The 17,305-nt window shown below is 70.2% G+C and carries 14 protein-coding genes; 10 read left to right on the top strand and 4 right to left on the bottom strand.

All coding sequences use genetic code 11. From position 1 onward, the window contains the following. Nucleotide 1 precedes the first annotated feature (1 nt). Together F3J10_RS19150 and F3J10_RS19145 are read right to left on the bottom strand one after the other, a co-directional pair. Nucleotides 2–1,009 (bottom strand): aliphatic sulfonate ABC transporter substrate-binding protein, encoded by a 1,008-nt coding sequence (locus tag F3J10_RS19150; protein WP_167242753.1) that lies wholly within the window; start codon nt 1,007–1,009, stop codon nt 2–4. A 160-nt stretch (nt 1,010–1,169) separates the two neighbouring features. After that, nucleotides 1,170–2,123 (bottom strand): LysR family transcriptional regulator, encoded by a 954-nt coding sequence (locus tag F3J10_RS19145; RefSeq protein WP_166916201.1) that lies wholly within the window; start codon nt 2,121–2,123, stop codon nt 1,170–1,172. Nucleotides 2,124–2,257: 134 nt separating this feature from the next. On the opposite strand from F3J10_RS19145, the gene F3J10_RS19140 reads away from it, so the two are divergent. The 3 genes from F3J10_RS19140 to F3J10_RS19130 all read left to right on the top strand — a co-directional run bounded on the left by F3J10_RS19140 (nt 2,258) and on the right by F3J10_RS19130 (nt 5,824). Beyond that, entirely contained in the window at nt 2,258–3,121 is an 864-nt protein-coding gene (locus F3J10_RS19140; RefSeq protein WP_166916199.1) for an amidohydrolase family protein, read from the top strand. A 169-nt stretch (nt 3,122–3,290) separates the two neighbouring features. Next, entirely contained in the window at nt 3,291–4,592 is a 1,302-nt protein-coding gene (locus F3J10_RS19135; protein ID WP_025102152.1) for a dicarboxylate/amino acid:cation symporter, read from the top strand. A gap of 149 nt (nt 4,593–4,741) precedes the next feature. Further along, the gene (locus tag F3J10_RS19130; RefSeq protein ID WP_025102151.1) at nt 4,742–5,824 is read left to right on the top strand and encodes a porin; all 1,083 of its coding nucleotides are present in this window, start codon (nt 4,742–4,744) and stop codon (nt 5,822–5,824) included. A 48-nt stretch (nt 5,825–5,872) separates the two neighbouring features. On the opposite strand, the gene F3J10_RS19125 is transcribed toward F3J10_RS19130, so the two are convergent. Then, nucleotides 5,873–7,183 carry an LLM class flavin-dependent oxidoreductase gene (locus tag F3J10_RS19125; RefSeq protein WP_167242752.1) on the bottom strand — a complete coding sequence of 437 codons (1,311 nt, stop codon included), beginning with the start codon at nt 7,181–7,183 and terminating at the stop codon, nt 5,873–5,875. Between the two features lie 10 nt (nt 7,184–7,193). Further along, complete coding sequence (locus tag F3J10_RS19120; protein WP_167242751.1) at nt 7,194–7,538, bottom strand: DUF3088 domain-containing protein; 345 nt, start codon at nt 7,536–7,538, stop codon at nt 7,194–7,196. Nucleotides 7,539–7,811: 273 nt separating this feature from the next. Between F3J10_RS19120 and F3J10_RS19115 the strand changes: the two genes are divergently transcribed. The 7 genes from F3J10_RS19115 to F3J10_RS19085 all read left to right on the top strand — a co-directional run. Then, a complete protein-coding gene (locus F3J10_RS19115; protein ID WP_167242750.1) occupies nt 7,812–8,813 on the top strand; it encodes a succinylglutamate desuccinylase/aspartoacylase family protein in 1,002 nt (333 codons plus the stop codon). Nucleotides 8,814–8,988: 175 nt separating this feature from the next. Further along, nucleotides 8,989–9,543, top strand: a complete 555-nt coding sequence (locus tag F3J10_RS19110; protein ID WP_167242749.1) for a GNAT family N-acetyltransferase — start codon at nt 8,989–8,991, stop codon at nt 9,541–9,543. Between the two features lie 46 nt (nt 9,544–9,589). Continuing rightward, complete coding sequence (locus F3J10_RS19105) at nt 9,590–10,546, top strand: ABC transporter substrate-binding protein (RefSeq protein WP_167242748.1); 957 nt, start codon at nt 9,590–9,592, stop codon at nt 10,544–10,546. A 189-nt stretch (nt 10,547–10,735) separates the two neighbouring features. Beyond that, complete coding sequence (locus F3J10_RS19100) at nt 10,736–13,324, top strand: TonB-dependent receptor (RefSeq protein WP_240155637.1); 2,589 nt, start codon at nt 10,736–10,738, stop codon at nt 13,322–13,324. Nucleotides 13,325–13,460: 136 nt separating this feature from the next. Beyond that, nucleotides 13,461–14,462, top strand: coding sequence for an LLM class flavin-dependent oxidoreductase (locus tag F3J10_RS19095; RefSeq protein ID WP_025101036.1), 1,002 nt, complete (start codon nt 13,461–13,463; stop codon nt 14,460–14,462). Nucleotides 14,463–14,535: 73 nt separating this feature from the next. Continuing rightward, nucleotides 14,536–15,870, top strand: coding sequence for an LLM class flavin-dependent oxidoreductase (locus F3J10_RS19090; RefSeq protein WP_167242746.1), 1,335 nt, complete (start codon nt 14,536–14,538; stop codon nt 15,868–15,870). A 19-nt stretch (nt 15,871–15,889) separates the two neighbouring features. Beyond that, the coding region (locus F3J10_RS19085; protein WP_167242745.1) for an ABC transporter permease subunit at nt 15,890–17,305 on the top strand (1,416 nt) is incomplete at its 3' end.

Genomic DNA, 17,305 nt, shown 5'->3' with positions numbered 1-17,305 from the left:
TTCAGCGCGAGGCGGCCAGCGGCCGCGCGAAGCTCGGGTCGATCAGCGCGTCCACCACCTTGGCCGGATCGACGCCGGGTTTCACCAGTTGCTCCTCGGTCAGCACCGGCGCGGCGGCCTTCAATGCCGCGCGCTGGGTTTCGCCGGGCACCGGATCGCTGAAGTCGTTGCGCTGCAGTTGCAGCTTCGCGACCGGCAGCGAGACCTTCGATTCGTCGGCGACGATCCGCGCGGTCTCGTCCGGATGCGCAATGATCCACAGCCGCGCCTTCTCGTAGACCTTCAGCACGCGCGTGACGACCTGCGGATACTGGCTGGCGAAGGCCTCGCGCACGTTCAGGAAGCCATAGGTATTGAAGCCGACGTTGCGGTACAGCAGCTTCGCGCCGTCGTCCACCTGGGCCGCGGCCATGTGCGGATCGAGGCCGGCCCAGGCGTCCACCTGGCCGTTGGCGAGCGCGGTGCGGCCGTCGGGATGCTGGAGGTTGACCAGCTCCACGTCGTCGCGCGTGAGCCCGACCGTGTGCAGCGCGCGCAGCGTGAACAGGAACGGGTCGGTGCCGCGCGTGGCCGCGATCTTCCTGCCCTTCAGGTCCGCCAACGTGTGGATCGGCGAATCCTTGCGCACCACCAGGGCGGTCCATTCCGGCCGCGAGAACACGTAGACGGCGCGGATCGGGTTGCCGTTGGCGCGGCCCAGCACGGCGGCCAGGCCGGCGGTCGAGCCGAAGTCGGCCGCGCCGCTGTTCAGGTACTCGAGCGCGCGGTTGCTGCCCAGGCTCAGCAGCCAGCGGATCGCCACGTGGTCGGGCTTGAATTCGTCCTCGAGCCAGCCGAAATGGCGGATCACCAGGCTTTCGGGCGAGTAGTAGGCGTAGTCGACGCGGATCTCGGCGGGGGCGGCGGGGGCGGCCGCCGCGTTCTGCGAGGCGAGGGCGGCGACGCCGGCGGCGAGCGCGGCGATCGACAGGGCGGCGTGGCGCAGCACGCGCAGCCAGGACGGCTTCATCGGGTGGTCTCCGGGAGGGGCGGCGGCGGGGCGCCGTGTCGTCTGGGAAACCTGGCAATTTACGCAGGACGCGGCGGCGCGCGAACCAAGAAATCGTCGCTAGGAAAGCAGGCGCGGCGATAAGCAGGAGGGGAAAGCGGCTTAGCCGGGCATCGGCTCGCTAGATCGCGTCGTAGCCCGCCCCCGGCGCGCTCGCGCCATACAGCGGCAGCACGTCGGCCTCGAGCATGGCGATCGCCTGCCGCGCCAGTTGCGGCAGCGGATGCCGCCGGCTGGTGGCGATCGCCAGCCGGCTGTACAGGGTCGGCTCGGTGATGCGCGTGAGCCGGAAGCGGCCGGTGCGCAGCTCGGCGGGAATCGCGTTGAGGGCCAGCACCGCGTGGCCGATCCCCTCGCTAACCAGATCGAGGATCGAGGCCACGCCGTCCACCTCGAGCTCGATGTTCAGGCGGATCCCCTGTTCGGCGGCGGCCGCCTCCACCATGTGGCGGATCGCGTGCATGCGGCCCGGGATCACCAGCGGGTAGCGCACGATCTCGCGCAGCGCGATGGTCTCGATGCGCTCCGCCTCGGCCTCGCCGCCGCTGTCGCCGTCACCGCCGCCGGGCCCGACCAGGAACAGCTCCTCGGTATGGATGGTGCGCTTGTCGATCGAGGGCGTGTCGAAGGTGTCGTAGAGCACGGCCACGTCGATGCGGCCCATCATCAGCCACTCGGTCAGGTAGGTCGACAGGCCCTGCGCGACCGACAGCGTGGCGCCCGGGAACGAGGCCCGGAAGCGCCGCACCAGCGCCAGCGTGCCGACCCGCGCGAAGCTGGGCGTGATGCCGATGCCGAAATGGCCGCCCGGCGTGCCGCGCAGCTCGTCGAGATCCTGCGAGGCGCGCTGCACCTGCTGCTGCAGGCCCTTGGCGTGCGCCAGCATGCGCTGGCCGGCCGGCGTCAGCGTCACGCCGCGGCCGTTGCGCTCCAGCAGGGTATGGCGCAGTTCCACCTCCAGTTGCCGCACCAGCCGGCTTAGCGCCGGCTGGTTGGTATTGAGCGTGTTGGCCGCGCGCGTGAAGCTGCCGAGTTCGGCGACGTGGACGAAGGCATCGAGTTGCTTGAGATCCATGGCTTGGGTATGTGAATTTCACATATCAGCTAGTTCGGTATGGCGATTGTAGTGGTCACACGGAAGCTAGACAATGCATCCCATTCCCGAATATTGCGAAACAGGCCGCCGCAAGCGGCCCCATGAGACACTCCATGAAATCCTGCCTGCCTCCCGATCCGAACCCGATTCGTCCCTCGCAGGGCCTGCCCGCCGGCGCCTGGGACGCCCACTGCCACGTGTTCGGCCCCGGCGACGTGTTCCCGTATGCGCCCGATCGCAGCTACACGCCGCCCGACGCGCCCTACGCGCGCCTGGTCGACCTGCATGACTTCCTGGGTCTCGAACGCGGCGTGATCGTGCAGGCGAGCTGCCACGGCACCGACAACACGGCGATGCTCGATGCGATCGCACGCAGCGAGGGGCGCTACAAGGGCGTGGCGATCGTCGACGGCGACGTCACGGATGAGCAACTGGCCGAGCTGGACGCGCGCGGCGTGCGCGGCGTGCGCTTCAACTTCGTGGCCCACCTGGGCGGCGCGCCCGACCTGGACGTGTTCGACCGCGTGCTGGAGCGCATCCAGCACCTGGGCTGGCACGTGGTGCTGCACCTCGACGCGCAGGACATCCTGACCTACGCCGACCGGATCGAGCGCATCAAGGTGCCCTTCGTGATCGACCACATGGGCCGCGTGCGCGCCGAGGCGGGGCTCGAGCAGCAGCCCTTCGCGGAGCTGCTGGAACTGATGCGCAACCCGCTGGCCTGGGTCAAGGTCTGCGGCGCCGAGCGCGTCTCGGTGGGCCGCAAGCCCTTCGACGATGCGATTCCCTTCGCGCGCGCGCTGATCGAGGCGGCGCCCGATCGCGTGCTGTGGGGCACCGACTGGCCGCATCCGAACATCAGCAAGGACATGCCGAACGACGGCGGCCTGGTCGACCTGCTGTTCCGCTTCTGCCCGGACGCGGAGCTGCGGCAGAAGCTGCTGGTCGATAATCCGAACCGCTTGTACGGCCGCTGATGCGAACCCGCTGAAGCCGCCCGTTCCACGATTCGACCCGATTCACCCACCGCCGCGCCAGACGGCGGAGCCGTTCAGGAAGCCGGTGCCGAGGCACCGGCCACACCCACCAGGAGACATGCATGATCCGCTTCGATAGCGCCGCCGCCCGCGGCACCGGGGAGGCCTCGTGAACGAGAGCGCCACCCTGACCCAGGCCGCGCGCAGCCCGCGCAAGCCGTTCTACCGCGCGCTGTATTTCCAGGTGTTCGCCGCCATCGTGCTGGGCGTGCTGCTGGGCCATTTCGCGCCCTCGCTGGCGGTCAAGATGAAGCCGCTCGGCGATGCCTTCATCAAGCTGATCAAGATGGTGATCGGCCCGATCATCTTCTGCACCGTGGTGGCCGGCATCGCCGGCATGGGCGACATGAAGAAGGTGGGGCGCGTGGGCGGCAAGGCGCTGCTCTACTTCGAGGTGGTCTCCACGCTGTCGCTGGTGGTCGGCCTGATCGGCGGGCACCTGCTCAAGCCCGGCGCCGGCTTCAACCTCGATCCGGCCAAGCTCGACACCAAGGCGCTGGCCGACTACACCACGGCCGCGCATCACCAGAACACCGTCGACTTCCTGATGCACATCATCCCGGAGACGCTGGTGAGCGCCTTCACCACCGGCAACGTGCTGCAGATCCTGCTGATCTCGGTGCTGTTCGGCGCCGCGCTGGCCGCGCTCGGCGAACGCGGCCGGGCGCTGACCCAGTTGATCGACCAGGTCGCGCATACCTTCTTCGGGATCGTGCACATCATCATGAAGGTGGCCGCGATCGGCGCCTTCGGCTCGATGGCCTTCACCATCGGCACCTACGGGATCGGCGCGGTGCTGCCGCTGCTGAAGCTGATCGGCGCGTTCTACCTGACCCTGCTGGTGTTCATCGTGGTGGTGCTCGGCGCGATCTCGCGCGCGCTCGGCTTCAGCATCCTGCGCTTCATGGGCTATATCCGCGAGGAGATCCTGATCGTGCTCGGCACCAGTTCCTCCGAGGCGGCGCTGCCGCAGATGCTGGAGAAGCTGGAGGCGCTGGGCTGCTCGAAATCGGTAGTCGGGCTGGTGGTGCCGGCCGGGTATTCGTTCAACCTCGACGGCACCAACATCTACCTGACCATGGCGGTGCTGTTCATCGCCCAGGCCTTCAACGTCGAGCTGAGCCTGGTCCAGCAACTGACCCTGGTCGGGGTCGCGATGCTGACCTCGAAGGGCGCCAGCGGCGTGGCCGGCGCGGCCTTCGTGATGCTCACCTCCACCTTGCTGGTGTTCCCGCTGATCCCCGTCTCGGGCATGGTGCTGATCCTCGGCATCCATCGCTTCATGGGCACGGGCCTGGCGATCGTCAACACCATCGGCAACGGCGTCGCCACCCTGGCGGTGGCCGCCTGGGAGCGCGAACTCGATCGCGACAAGCTCGACGCGGTGATGTCGCGCCGCCGGGCGGGCTGATCCGCGGGCTTCGCTGCAGGGGCAGCGAAGCCTCGCCTGGCCGGCCGAGCCGGCCGAACCCATAACAACCGAAGGGCCTGCTTCCGCCCGCGCTCCGCGCGGCGCGGCAGGGGCCGCTCGCACTCAAAAAAACACCTGGAGATACCGTCATGCATCGCACATCGCTCGCGCCCTGTCTGCCTCCCCGCGCCATACTGTTCGGCGTCCTGATCGCTGCGCTGTCGGGCCAGGCCCGCGCCGACGACCTCAACGCCTCCTCGGCCGCCGCGCTGGCCACCGCCTCGGGCTCGGTGCAGCTGTACGGCCTGATCGGCATGTATGTCGACACCTCCAAGCTCAGCACCTCGAAGGCCAGCACCGCGCAGGTGGGCGGCGGCGGCATGACCACCTCGTTCTGGGGCGTGCGCGGGCGCGAGGAGATCGGCGGCGGCAATGCCGTGGTGTTCTCGCTGGAGAGCTTCTTCCGGCCCAATACCGGGCAGATGGGACGCAACACCACCGACGGTTTCTTCTCGCGCAATGCCTATGTGGGCCTGGCTTCGGCGCATTACGGCACGTTCCGGATCGGCGAGCAGACCAACCCGACCTACATCAACCAGCAGTTGGTGAATCCGTTCGGCTCCTCGGTGGTGTTCTCGCCGCTGATCGTGCAGTCCTACACCAGCACCTACGACAACACCGAGATCGGCGATACCGTGTGGGACAACGCGGTGGAGTACGTCTCGCCGAACTACGGCGGGCTGACCGGCACGGTGATCTACGGCGTGAGCGGCACCGTCGGCCACCAGGGCAAGGACAATCTCGGCCTGCACCTGACCTACGCGAGCGGGCCGCTGACGGCGGTGTTCTCGGCGCAGCATGTGCGCACCGCGGCGGTGGCGCCGAGCGCGGGGCAGTACCTGTACCTGGCCGGCGCGGCCTACGACACGAAGTACGTGAAGCTCTACGCGGCCGCCCAGACCACCAGCAACCACGGCGCGGAATCGGGCTCGCATACCTACGAGCTGGGTACCACGGTGCGCATCACGCCCACCAACCTGATCCTGGCCGAGTGGGCGCGCACGCATCACAGCAAGCCGGCCAACGCGAGCGACATCCGCAACACGGCGAGCCTGGCCTATGAATACGTGCTGTCGCGGCGCACCTTCGTCTACGCGGTCTATTCCTACGACAAGCTCAGCGGCAACCCGACCGGCAACACGCTCGGGGTGGGCATGCAGCATACGTTCTGAGCACGCTCGCGCGCCGGGACGGGCCCGGGCCGCGCCTTGCGTCGCGGCTCAGGCCGCCGGCCGCGCCAGCCCCAGGTGCTCGCGCAGCGTGCCGCCCTCGTACTCGGTGCGGAACAGCCCGCGCCTCTGCAGGATCGGCACCACTTCGTCGACGAAGTCCTGCAAGCCGCCCGGCAGCACGTCGGGCATGAGATTGAACCCATCGGCCGCGCCGGCGCGGAACCAGCGCTCGATATCGTCGGCGATCTGCTCGGGCGTGCCCACGATCTCGCGATGCCCGCCGCCGCCGGCCAGCTCGCGCAGCAGTTCGCGCAGCGTGTAGCCGTGCTGCCGCGAGCGCGCCAGGATGGTGCGAAAGAAGGTGTGGTTGCCGTTGGCCGGCAGCGGCAGGTCTTCCGGCAACGGCTGGTCGAGCGCGAGCCGCTCCGGCGCGACGCCGAGCCGGCCCGCCAGCCGCCGCAGGCTGTGCTCGGGCGGGATCAGGTCGATCAGCTCGCGATGCCGGCGCTTCGCCTCGGCCTCGGTGCCGCCGATGAAGGTGCCCAGGCCGGGGAAGATCCGGATCGCGTTCGCGCCGCGGCCCTGCGCCTCGGCGGCGTGCCTGAGGCCTTGCGCGTAGTCGAGCGCTTCCTCGAACGAAGCCGAGGCCGAGAACACCGCCTCGGCATGCCGCGCGGCCAGCGCGCGGCCGTCGTTCGAGCCGCCGGCCTGCACCAGCACCGGATGGCCTTGCGGCGAGCGCGGCTGGTTCAGCACGCCGTGCACCGCGAAGAACTCGCCCCGATGCTCGACCGCGCGCAGCTTGTCGAGATCGACGAAACGCCCGCTGGCGGCATCGGCCAGCAGCGCGTCATCGCCCCAGCTATTCCACAGCGCCTTGACGATCTCGGTGAACTCGGCTGCGCGGCGGTAGCGCGTGGCGTGGTCGGGCACCGCGTCGAGGCCGTGGTTGCGCGCCGATTGCAGGTCGGCGGTGGTGACGATGTTCCAGCCCGCGCGCCCGCCGCTCACCAGGTCCAGCGAGGCGAAGCGGCGCGCCAGGTTGTAGGGCTCGTTGTAGCTGGTGGAGGCGGTGGCGATCAGGCCCAGGTGGGTGGTCGCGCCCGCCACCGCAGTGAGTACCACGGTGGGTTCGAGCGCGGTGATCGGGCCGGTGGCCAGGCCGTCGAGGCTGACCGAATCGGCCAGGAAGATCGCGTCGAACTTGCCGGCCTCGGCGATGCGCGCGATGCGCAGGTAATGCTCGATCTCGACGAAACCGCGCGGCGAATTCCCGGCTACGCGCCACGAGGAGGGCGCGAAACCCTGCAGCCAGGCATTGACGTTCAGGTGCAGGCGGCGCGGCGGGGCAGCACTCATCGTCGGCGCGTCAATGGAGCTTGGGGAAGCCGTGCCGCTCGGCCAGCAAGGTCAGGATGCGCCTGGTATCCGTGACGTAATGCTTGTCGCCGAGCGCGATGGCGTCCTCGGGCAGCGGATGTTCGTCGCCGAGCACCAGCACCGGCAGGCCCTGGTGAGCCTCGTCCAGCGCCGCGATCACCTCGGGGCGCGGGCGCGGGAAGGGCAGGCGCTTCACGTCGAGCCGCGCCGCGAGATCGGGCGCGGCCGCCAGCAGCCCCTCGATCGGGATGCCGTAAGGGCAGACGAAGCGTTCGCCGGGATGGGCGGGATCGGTGAAACCCGGTTCGAGCAACAGCAGAAGGTCGCGGCTCACGATGCAAGGTCCTGGTCGGTCGGGAAGGAGCCGTCGATTCTGCCGGGCCGCGGCCGGGCCGGCCACGAAGAAATCGAGCCAAGCATATGCGCGATCGCGCTGATCCGATGCGATCGCGCGACGATCGACGCGGCAGCGCCGGAGCGTGAGCGCGCCGGGCCGGCCAAACGCCCGGGCGACATATCGAAAGGCGAAAAAATTCGTTCCCGGCGGCGGCGCGGCTTGCTTAAGGTCGATGGCTGTCTTTCCCTCCACGCCCGCACGAGAACCGTCATGAGCACCATCACCAGCGAGATCGACCTCGATGCCGAGGGCCGGCACGCCGGCTACCTGCGTGTGCCGCATTCGGTGCATCGCTCGGCCTATGGCTGGATTCCGGTGCCGATCGCCTCGCTGCGCCGCGGCGAGGGGCCGGTGGTGGTGCTGATGGCCGGCAATCATGGCGACGAATACGAGGGGCAGGCGCTGGTATCGAGCCTGATCCGCGAGCTCGATCCGGCCTGGTTGCGCGGACAACTGATCCTGCTGCCGATGGCGAACTTCCCGGCCGCCGAGGCGGGGCTGCGCACCTCGCCGCTGGACGGCGGCAACCTGAACCGCAGCTTTCCCGGCGACGCGCGCGGCGGCCCGACCGCGGCGATCGCCGAGTACCTGGAGCGCGAGCTGTTCGCGCGCGCCGATTACCTGGTCGACCTGCATTCGGGCGGCAGCTCGCTGCGCTACGACGGCGGCAACATGCTGGCGATCGAGCCGCGCGACGCCGGGGAGGACGCGCGCCTGCGCGGGCTGCTGAATGCCTTCGGCCTGCCGCGCGCCTTCCTGCATCGCGAGAACCCGGTGCTCAGCTCGGGCGCGGCGCGCCGGCAGGGCGCGATCGCGATCACCACCGAGCTGGGCGGCGGCGGCGAGCTGTGCCCGGCGCTGCTGCGCGAGGGCCGGCTCGGGTTGCTGCGGCTGCTGGCCCATGTCGGGCTGCTGCACGGCCCGCTGGTGCCCGCCGAGGCGCCGCGCGCGCCGACCCGCTTCTATCGCGTGACGGGCGGCGAGCAATACCTCTACACGCACGATGCCGGCCTGTTCGAGCCGCTGGTCGAGCTCGGCGCGACGGTGGCGGCCGGCGACGCGGCCGCGCGCATCCACTTCCCCGACACGCCGCTGCGCGAGCCGGTGCTGTTGCGCTTCGCCGCCGCCGGCGAGCTGGTGTGCCGCCGCGTGCCGGCCGCCGTCCGGCGCGGCGACTGCCTGTTCCATCTGGCGTCGCCGCTCGACGCCTGAGCGGCGCCGCCGCCGGCCCGGCGGAGGGCCTCGCGCATCGGCCGATCCGTGCTGCGCATAGCGGCGCGCGGGCATAAGGATCTGCCGAATGCTTGGTTAGTGGCAGGCCCGGGCGCTGCTATCTTGGCCTGCGTGCCTCGTGCCGGCAGGCATCGATCTCGATTCCCGGACCACCATGCTCCTGACCTACGACGTCGTCGACACCTCGCCCCTCGATCCGCTGGCCGAGCCGCTGCTCGGCGGGCTCGCCGCCGAATACGCGACGCGCTACCGCGAGTTCCGGCCGGGCGGGGTGGTGGAGGCGCGCCACGAGATCGATACCTACCCGGCCGAGCATTTCGCGCCGCCCTCGGGCGCCTTCGTGCTGCTGCTGCACGAGGGCGAGGTGGTGGGCGGCGGCGCGTTCCAGCGCTACGACGCGAGCACGGCCGAGCTCAAGCGCATCTGGACCCACGATGCCTGGCGCCGCCGCGGCGTGGCGCGCCAGGTGCTCGAGGCGCTGGAGGCGAGGGCGCGCGGGCAGGCTTATCGACGTCTCTACCTGACCACCGGCTACCGCCAACCGGAAGCCGTGGGCCTGTACCTGGCGTCCGGCTACGTGCCGCTCTACGACCCGGCGATCCCGGTCGAGGTGCATTGGCGCCTGCCCTTCGGCAAGGACCTGCTGGAGAGCGCGCGCAGCGACACGCTGGCCGACCTGCGGCGCCCCGGGCCGCTCGGGCGGCGCTGAGCCCGAGCGGGCTTTCTCCCCACGATACCAACCAGGACAAGACACGATGAATCAAGGCAGCACATTCCGAGCGACGATGGCGGGCCTGCTGGTGAGCGCCCTTGCATGGCTGGCGCTGCCGGCACAAGCCGCGGCCCCGGCTGCGACCGCGGCCCTGAACCTGAGCCCCGACCAGCACGACCGCGTGCGGACCACGGCCGACAGCGCCGCGATCGCGGCGATCCCGGCCAACTTCCCCTTCGTCACCAAGGGCGAGCTGACCATCGGCCTGGCCCCCTCGTCGCCGCCGCTCGACACCTATGCTTCCGACGCGAAGACCCTGGTGGGCTACGATCCCGACCTCGCCCAGCTGGTGGCCGACGGCCTGGGCCTCAAGCTGAAGCTGGTGCCGCTGGCCTGGGCCGACTGGCCGCTGGCGGTGGTATCGGGCAAGGTCGACGCGGTGCTGTCGAACGTGACCGTCACCGAGGAGCGCAAGGAGAAGTTCGACTTCTCGACCTACCGCCGCGACGTGCTGGGCTTCTATGTGCCGAACGGCAGCCGGATCCAGGCGATTCGCGATCGCCGCGACGTGGCGGGGCTGCGCATCATCACCGATTCGGGCACCAACCAGGAAAAGATCCTGCTGGCCTGGGACAAACAGAATGTCGCGCAGGGGCTCAAGCCGGTGCAGGTGATCTACTTCGACGACGTGGCCGCGCGCTATCTCGGCCTGGTAGCGGGGCGCGCCGACGCGATCTTCAGCGTCAACGCCACGCTCGCCTACCAGCAGTCGCGCACGCACGACATCCGCGCGGTCGGCACCGTCAGCGGCGGCTGGCCGATCACGGCCGAGGTGGCCGTCACCACCCGCAAGGGCAGCGGGCTGGCCGCGCCGATCACGCTGCTGCTCAACGACCTGATCAGGAACGGCAAGTACCGCCAGGTGCTGGAACGCTGGAACCTCGGTGCCGAGGCGATCGACGCCGCGCGCACCAACCCGCCGGGTCTGCCGAAGAGCTGACCCGAAGCCCGGCCGGCCCGTCCGGGCGCGGCCGATTCACTTAGTCATGCGAAGCAGGAAGGCCGTCGCGACGACGATGGCCGACCTCGTCGCGCGTGCCCGCGAGGCTCGCGCGCGAGCACGCTCGTCTCGTACACGGGATAGTCGATGCGGTCAGAACAAAGGGAACACAGGGGAAGCGCGCGCGGCATGGCCGTCGCGCCTTGGCGGTGGGCGACGGCCGGCGCGCTGGCGCTGGCCTGCGGCTCGGCCTGGGCGCAGGCGGCCGCGCCGGCGACGAAGGATGCGGGCACGAGCCATGATCCGCAGGGACAGGCGAGGCCGGTCGGCTCGCCGCTCGCGCCAGCCGTGCCTGCCGTGCACGCGGCGCCCGATGCTGGCGTGACGCCCGCGGTAATCGGAACGACTGCGGGAGCGACGGCGGGAACGACGGCGGGAACGACGGCGGGCGCGACGGCGGGCGCGACGGCAGGCACGGCAAGCGGCGCGCCCGTCACGGTGCGCCAGGACGCCGTGGTGGTGACCGGCGCGCGCACGCAAACCCGCGCCAGCCAGAGCCTCACGCCGGTCGACGTGATCGGCGGCGCGCAACTGCAGCAGACCGGCGCGGCCAACCTGCGCGACGCGCTGGTGCGGCTCTCGCCCTCGATCACGCGCGAGTCCTATGCGGGCGACACGGCGGTGCTGACCGACGTGCTGTCGATGCACGGCCTCACGCCCGACCACGTGCTGGTGCTGGTGAACGGCAAGCGCCGCCACACCACGGCCAACATCTCGCTGGACGGCGGCCTGAACCAGGGTTCCACCGGCGTCGACATCTCCACCATCCCGGTGGCGCTGATCGACCATATCGAGATCCTGCGCGACGGCGCGGCCGCGCAATACGGCTCGGATGCGATCGCAGGCGTGATCAACATCATCCTGCGACGCAACTCGCGCGGCGGCTCGGTCGAGTCGAGCAACGGCCAGACCTATGCCGGCGACGGCTTCCGCAACAACGAATCGGCCGTGGCGGGCTTCAACCTGGGCGGCAACGGCTTCCTCGACCTGGCCGCCGATTTCTCGCGGCAGAACCACACGGTGCGCACCGGCCCCGACGACTATTTCGGCCGCTTCGCGCCGGGGCAGGGCTACGCCAACCCGATCGAGGGCGACCCGGCCAGCACCCGGACCTCGGTGGGCTTCAATACCGGCTATCACCTCGGCGATTCGGTCGAGCTGTACGGCTTCGGCACCTATGCGCACCGGCGCGGCGAGGCCTACCAGAACTTCCGGCCCGGCACGGTGCTGCCGGCCGTCTACCCGAACGGCTTCTCGCCGGTCGAGACCGTCAACGAGAACGACTTCTCGGTCACCGCCGGCATCAAGGGCGAGAACCTGTTCGGCTTCAGTTGGGATCTCAGCTCGACCTACGGCGGCAACTACGAATCCTTCGGCCTGCTCGATTCCGCCAACACGGGCCTGTACGGCACGCAGGGCAATACGCCCACCGGTTTCCACCTGTCGACGGTCAGCAGCACCCAGCTGACCAACAACCTCGACCTGTCGCGCGCCTTGCGCCTGCCGCTGCTGCCGGCGCCGCTGTCGGTGTCCTTCGGCCTGGAGCAGCGCCACGAGACCTACAGCGTCTCGCCCGGCGACGATGCTTCCTACCTGCTGGGCGGCGCGCAGGCGCTGCCGGGGCTGGCGCCGGTCAGCGCGAGCCGTTCCTCGCGCGACGTGCTCGGCACCTACGTGGATCTCTCGACGCAGATCACGCCGCGCTGGAAGATCGACCTGGCCGGCCGTTTCGAGCACTACAGCGACGTGGGCGACACCGCCAACGGCAAGCTCGCCACGCGCTACCAGTTCTCGCCGGCGCTGGCCGTGCGCGGCAGCGTCAGCACCGGTTTTCGCGCGCCCTCGCTGGCCGAGGAGAACTACACCAACGTCAACGTCTCGCCGGCCTCGGCCAACGGGCTGCTGGCCGCCAATTCGGGCGCGGCCCGGCTGATCGGCGCGCAGCCGCTGAAATCGGAGAAATCCACCAACTTCAACCTCGGCCTGGTGCTGACGCCCACCCGCGACCTGAACCTGGCGATCGACGCCTACCAGATCGACATCCGCGACCGCATCGTGGAGGGCGGTACCGCCTCGGGCACGGCCGCCATCGCCGCGCTGCAGGCGGCCGGCCTGTCGGTGCCGGGCAGCGTGCCGGCCTCGTCCGTCTCGGCCAGCTACTTCACCAACGGCGCCGACACGCGCACCCGCGGCCTCGACCTGACGGGTACCTGGCATACCGGCTTCGGCGCCTACGGCCAGGTGGACTGGGACCTCGGCGTGAACTTCAACACCACCTCGGTGACGCGCGCCGGCACCACCGCCAGCGGCGCGCCGCAGCTCAACGCGCAGCAGATCGCCTGGCTCACCACCTCCACGCCGAAGAACCGCGTGATCGTCGGCGGCACCTGGCATCGCGACAAGTGGGCCGTGACGATCCACGAGACGCGATTCGGTCCCACCACCAGCGAGGAAACCTACATCGTCGGCCCGAATGCCTTCTCGACCACGCAGTTCCTGCGTTTCCGGAACGCCGCGAAATACACCACCGATATCGAGGTCCGCTACGACCTCACCAAGCGGTTCCAGGTCGCGCTGGGCGCCATCAACCTGTTCGACGCGAAGCCTTCCGAGCTGCCCTACGAGGCGCAGTTGGAAGGGATCCGCTACGACTCGGCGGCGGCCACCATCGGCGCGAACGGCGGTTTCTACTACGCGCGCCTGCGTTACGCGTTCTGAGCTTTTCGTCATATGCATCGCAGGAATTGCTCGAACGGCGCGCCGCGCGACTGACCATAATCGATGGATGCCTCGCCGATGTCGGGCGACATCCAAACTTCCCGCCGGGCCCGCTCCCGGATTGGAACCCGCAATCATGAGCTATACCGTTTCGCTTCTCGACAAGAGCCCGATCCCCGAGGGCGGCACCGCGGCCGAGGCCCTGCAGGCCACGCTGCGCCTGGCGCGGCGCGCCGAGGCGCTCGGCTACCGGCGCTTCTGGGTGGCCGAGCACCATGGCTCGCCCGCGCTGGCCAGCTCGGCGCCCGAGGTGCTGATCGCGCACCTGCTGGCCGTCACCTCCTCGATCCGCATCGGCTCGGGCGGCGTGATGCTGCAGCACTACAGCCCCTTCAAGGTGGCCGAGACCTTCCGGCTGCTGGCCGCGCTGGCGCCGGGCCGCGTCGATCTCGGCATCGGCAAGGCGCCGGGCGGGCTGCCGGCCACCACGCGCGCGCTGCAGGCCCGGCACGATCGCGCGACGCGCACGTCGTTCGAGGCGCTGTTCGCCGAGCTCGACGGTTTCGTGAGCAAGGGCGCGAGCGAGGATCCCGCGCTGGCCGGCGCGCAAGCCTTCCCGCAGCCTGGCGAGGCGCCGCAGCGCGTGCTGCTGGGCGGTAGCCCGTCGAGCGCGAAGCTGGCGGCGCGCCACGGCTGGCAGTTCTGCTATGCCGGCCACTTCAACGGCGACGTGGCGAACATCGAGCGCTCGATCGAGGCCTATCGCGAGGCCAGCGGCCGCGCGCCCTTGCTGGCGCTCTACGCCTACGCGGCCGAATCGGGCGAGGCGGCGCGCGACGCGCTGGGTGCGCTGCGCATCGTCAAGCTGCACCTGCCCGACGGGCAGGCCGTGAACCTGCCCAATGAAGCGGCGGCGGCCGCCTATGCGGCGCAGGTGGGCGCCAGCGACTACCGGCTCGAGGAACTGCGCCCGCATGCGGCGGCCGGCACCGGCGAGGAGATCCGCGCCGAACTCGACGCGCTGCACCGGCGCTTCGGCATCGAGGAGTTCGTGATCGACACGCCGGTGGCCGAACACGCCAGGCGCCTGGCCTCGATCGAGGCGATCGCCGGCGCGCTGGATACGGTGCCGGCCTGAGCCGGAAAACTGCGGCGTCGCGCGAGCGGCGCCTTTCACCTTGTGCTTCGTTCAACTGATTGCGGATCTCGACATGACCCGGAAAAACCTCAGCTTCGGCATCATGCTGCATGGCGCGGGCGGCCATATGAACGCCTGGCGGCACCCGTCCGGCCCGGCCGACGCGAGCGTCAACTTCGGCTTCCTCACGCGCATCGCGCGCGAGGCGGAAGCCAACGGCATCGCCTTCGCCTTCGTGGCCGACGGCCTCTATATCAACGAGCGCTCGATCCCGCACTTCCTGAACCGCTTCGAGCCGATCTCGGTGCTGTCCGCGCTGGCCGTGGCGACCACCAAACTGGGCCTGGCCGGCACGCTGTCGACCTCGTACAGCCACCCGTTCACGGTGGCGCGGCAGTTCGCGTCGCTCGACCTGCTGAGCGGCGGGCGCGCCGGCTGGAACGTGGTGACCTCGCCGCTGGAAGGCTCGGCGAAGAACTACGGCGGCCAGCATCCCGATCACGCGCTGCGCTACGAGATCGCCGACGAGTACCTGGAGGTGGTGCAGGGCCTGTGGGACAGCTGGGACGACGATGCCTTCGTGCGCGAGCGCGCCAGCGGCCGCTTCTTCGATCGCGACAAGCTGCACACGCTCGACCACAAGGGGCGCTTCTTCGAGGTGGCGGGGCCGCTGAACATCCAGCGCTCGCCGCAAGGGCAGCCGGTGATTTTCCAGGCCGGCTCGTCGGATGCCGGCATCGACCTGGCCGGCAAGTACGCCGACGCGGTGTTCACGCATTCGCCCTCGCTGGAGGAAACCCGCGAATTCGCCGAGCGCGTGCGCGCCAGCGCCGTCCGGCACGGCCGCGCGGCCGGCGACGTGAAGCTCTACCCGGGCATCGGGCCGATCGTCGGCGCCACCCGCGAGGAGGCCGAGGCCAAGCATCGCGCGATCCGCGAGCTGGTCGGCATCGACGAGGCGCTGGCCTACCTGGGCCGCTTCTTCGACCATCACGATTTCCGCCAGTACCCGCTCGACGCGCCGTTCCCCGAGCTCGGCGAGATCGGCCGCAACAGCTTCCGCTCCACCACCGACCGCATCAAGGCCGAGGCCAGGGCCAGCGGCGCGACGCTGCGCCAGGTGGCGCTCGACGTGACCACGCCCAAGGCGCAGTTCATCGGCACCGGCGAGAGCATCGCCGAGGAGCTGATACGCTGGTTCGACGCCGGCGCGGCCGATGGCTTCATCCTCGGCTTCCCGGTGCAGGCCGAAGGCTTCGACGACTTCGTGCGCCACGTGATTCCGGCGCTGGAAGCGCGCGGGCGCTACCAGCGCGAGCTGACCGGGCAGACCTTGCGCGACCATATCGGCCTGCCGCGCCGCGAGAGCCGGCACGCCCGCCAGGCCGCCGAACACGCCGCCGCCTGAGCCCGAAGGAGTCCAGATCATGAACGACAGCTCCCGGAACATCGCGGCCCTCCCGCTCGGCGCGGGCACCCTCGGCGAGGCGGGCGCGCCCGACGACTACCGGCACCTGCGCATCGTGCCGAACCGGCGCCTGGGGCGCATCGCCGGCAGCGTGCTGGCGTTCACGCTGCTCGCGCTGGTGCTCGACTCGGTGCTCGGCAATCCGCGCTGGGAATGGGGCGTGTTCGCGCAGTGGTTCTTCGCGGCGCCGGTGCTCGACGGCCTCGCCAAGACCCTGGTGCTGACCCTGGTGGGCGGCACGGCCGGCTTCGCGCTGGCGCTGCCGGTGGCGCTGGCGCGCCTGTCGGTCTCGCCGCTGCTGCGTGCGCTGGCCTGGGGCTACATCTGGCTGTTCCGCTCGATCCCGCTGATCGTGCTGCTGCTCCTGCTGAACAACCTCGGCTATCTCTACGAGACGGTGCATATCGCCGTGCCCTTCACCGGGCATGTGCTGCTCGATGCGCCCACCACCGGGCTCGTCACGCCCTTCATGGCGGCCGCGATCGGCCTCACGCTGAGCCAGGCCGCGTTCTCGGCCGAGGCGATCCGCGGCGGGCTGCTGTCGGTCGACCACGGCCAGCGCGAGGCCGCCGCCGCGCTGGGCCTGCCGCGCGGCCGGCAGATCCGCCGCATCATCCTGCCCCAGGCGATGCGCAGCATCCTGCCCGCGGCCTTCAACGACCTGGTCGGCCTGGCCAAGAGCACCTCGGTGGTCTACATCCTCGCCATGCCGGACCTGTTCTATACCGTGCAGATCATCTACCACCGCAACCTGGAGGTGATTCCGCTGCTGATGGTGGCCACCGTCTGGTACCTGGTGATCCTCACCGGCTTGTCGGCCCTGCAGGGGCTGGTGGAGCGGCATTTCTCGCGCGGCGCAACGCGCGAGGGCGCGGCGCCCTCGCGGCTCGCGGCCGTGCTGCGGGGGCTGCTTGCCGGCGCGCGCCGGGCCGGCCGTGCGCGCGACATCGCCACGGAGCAAGCCGATGTCGATGCCGCGTCGGTCGCCAGCTGGGCCGAACGCCGCGCGGGCGGCGCGGTGCGCATCCACCAGGTGTCCAAGCGCTACGGCGCCAACACCGTGCTCGATCGCCTCTCGCTGAGCGTGGCGCCGGGCAGCGTGACGGTGATCCTCGGCCAGTCGGGCTCGGGCAAGTCCACGCTGCTGCGCTCGATCAACCACTTCGAGCGCCTCGACGACGGCTTCATCGAGATCGACGGCGAGCTGGTCGGCTATCGCCGCGACGGCGACACGCTGCGCGAGCTGCGGGAGGGCGAGATCCTGCGCCGGCGCGGCAGCGTCGGCATGGTGTTCCAGGGCTTCCACCTGTTTGCGCACCTGAACGTGCTCGACAACCTCGTGGAGGCGCCGCTGGCGGCCGGCGTGCCGCGCGAG

This window comes from Burkholderia sp. Cy-637 (assembly GCF_011753175.1).
Classification (GTDB): domain Bacteria; phylum Pseudomonadota; class Gammaproteobacteria; order Burkholderiales; family Burkholderiaceae; genus Burkholderia; species Burkholderia gladioli.
The sequence above is the reverse complement of the archived record's forward strand: the minus strand, read 5'-3'. Positions and strand labels throughout refer to the sequence as shown.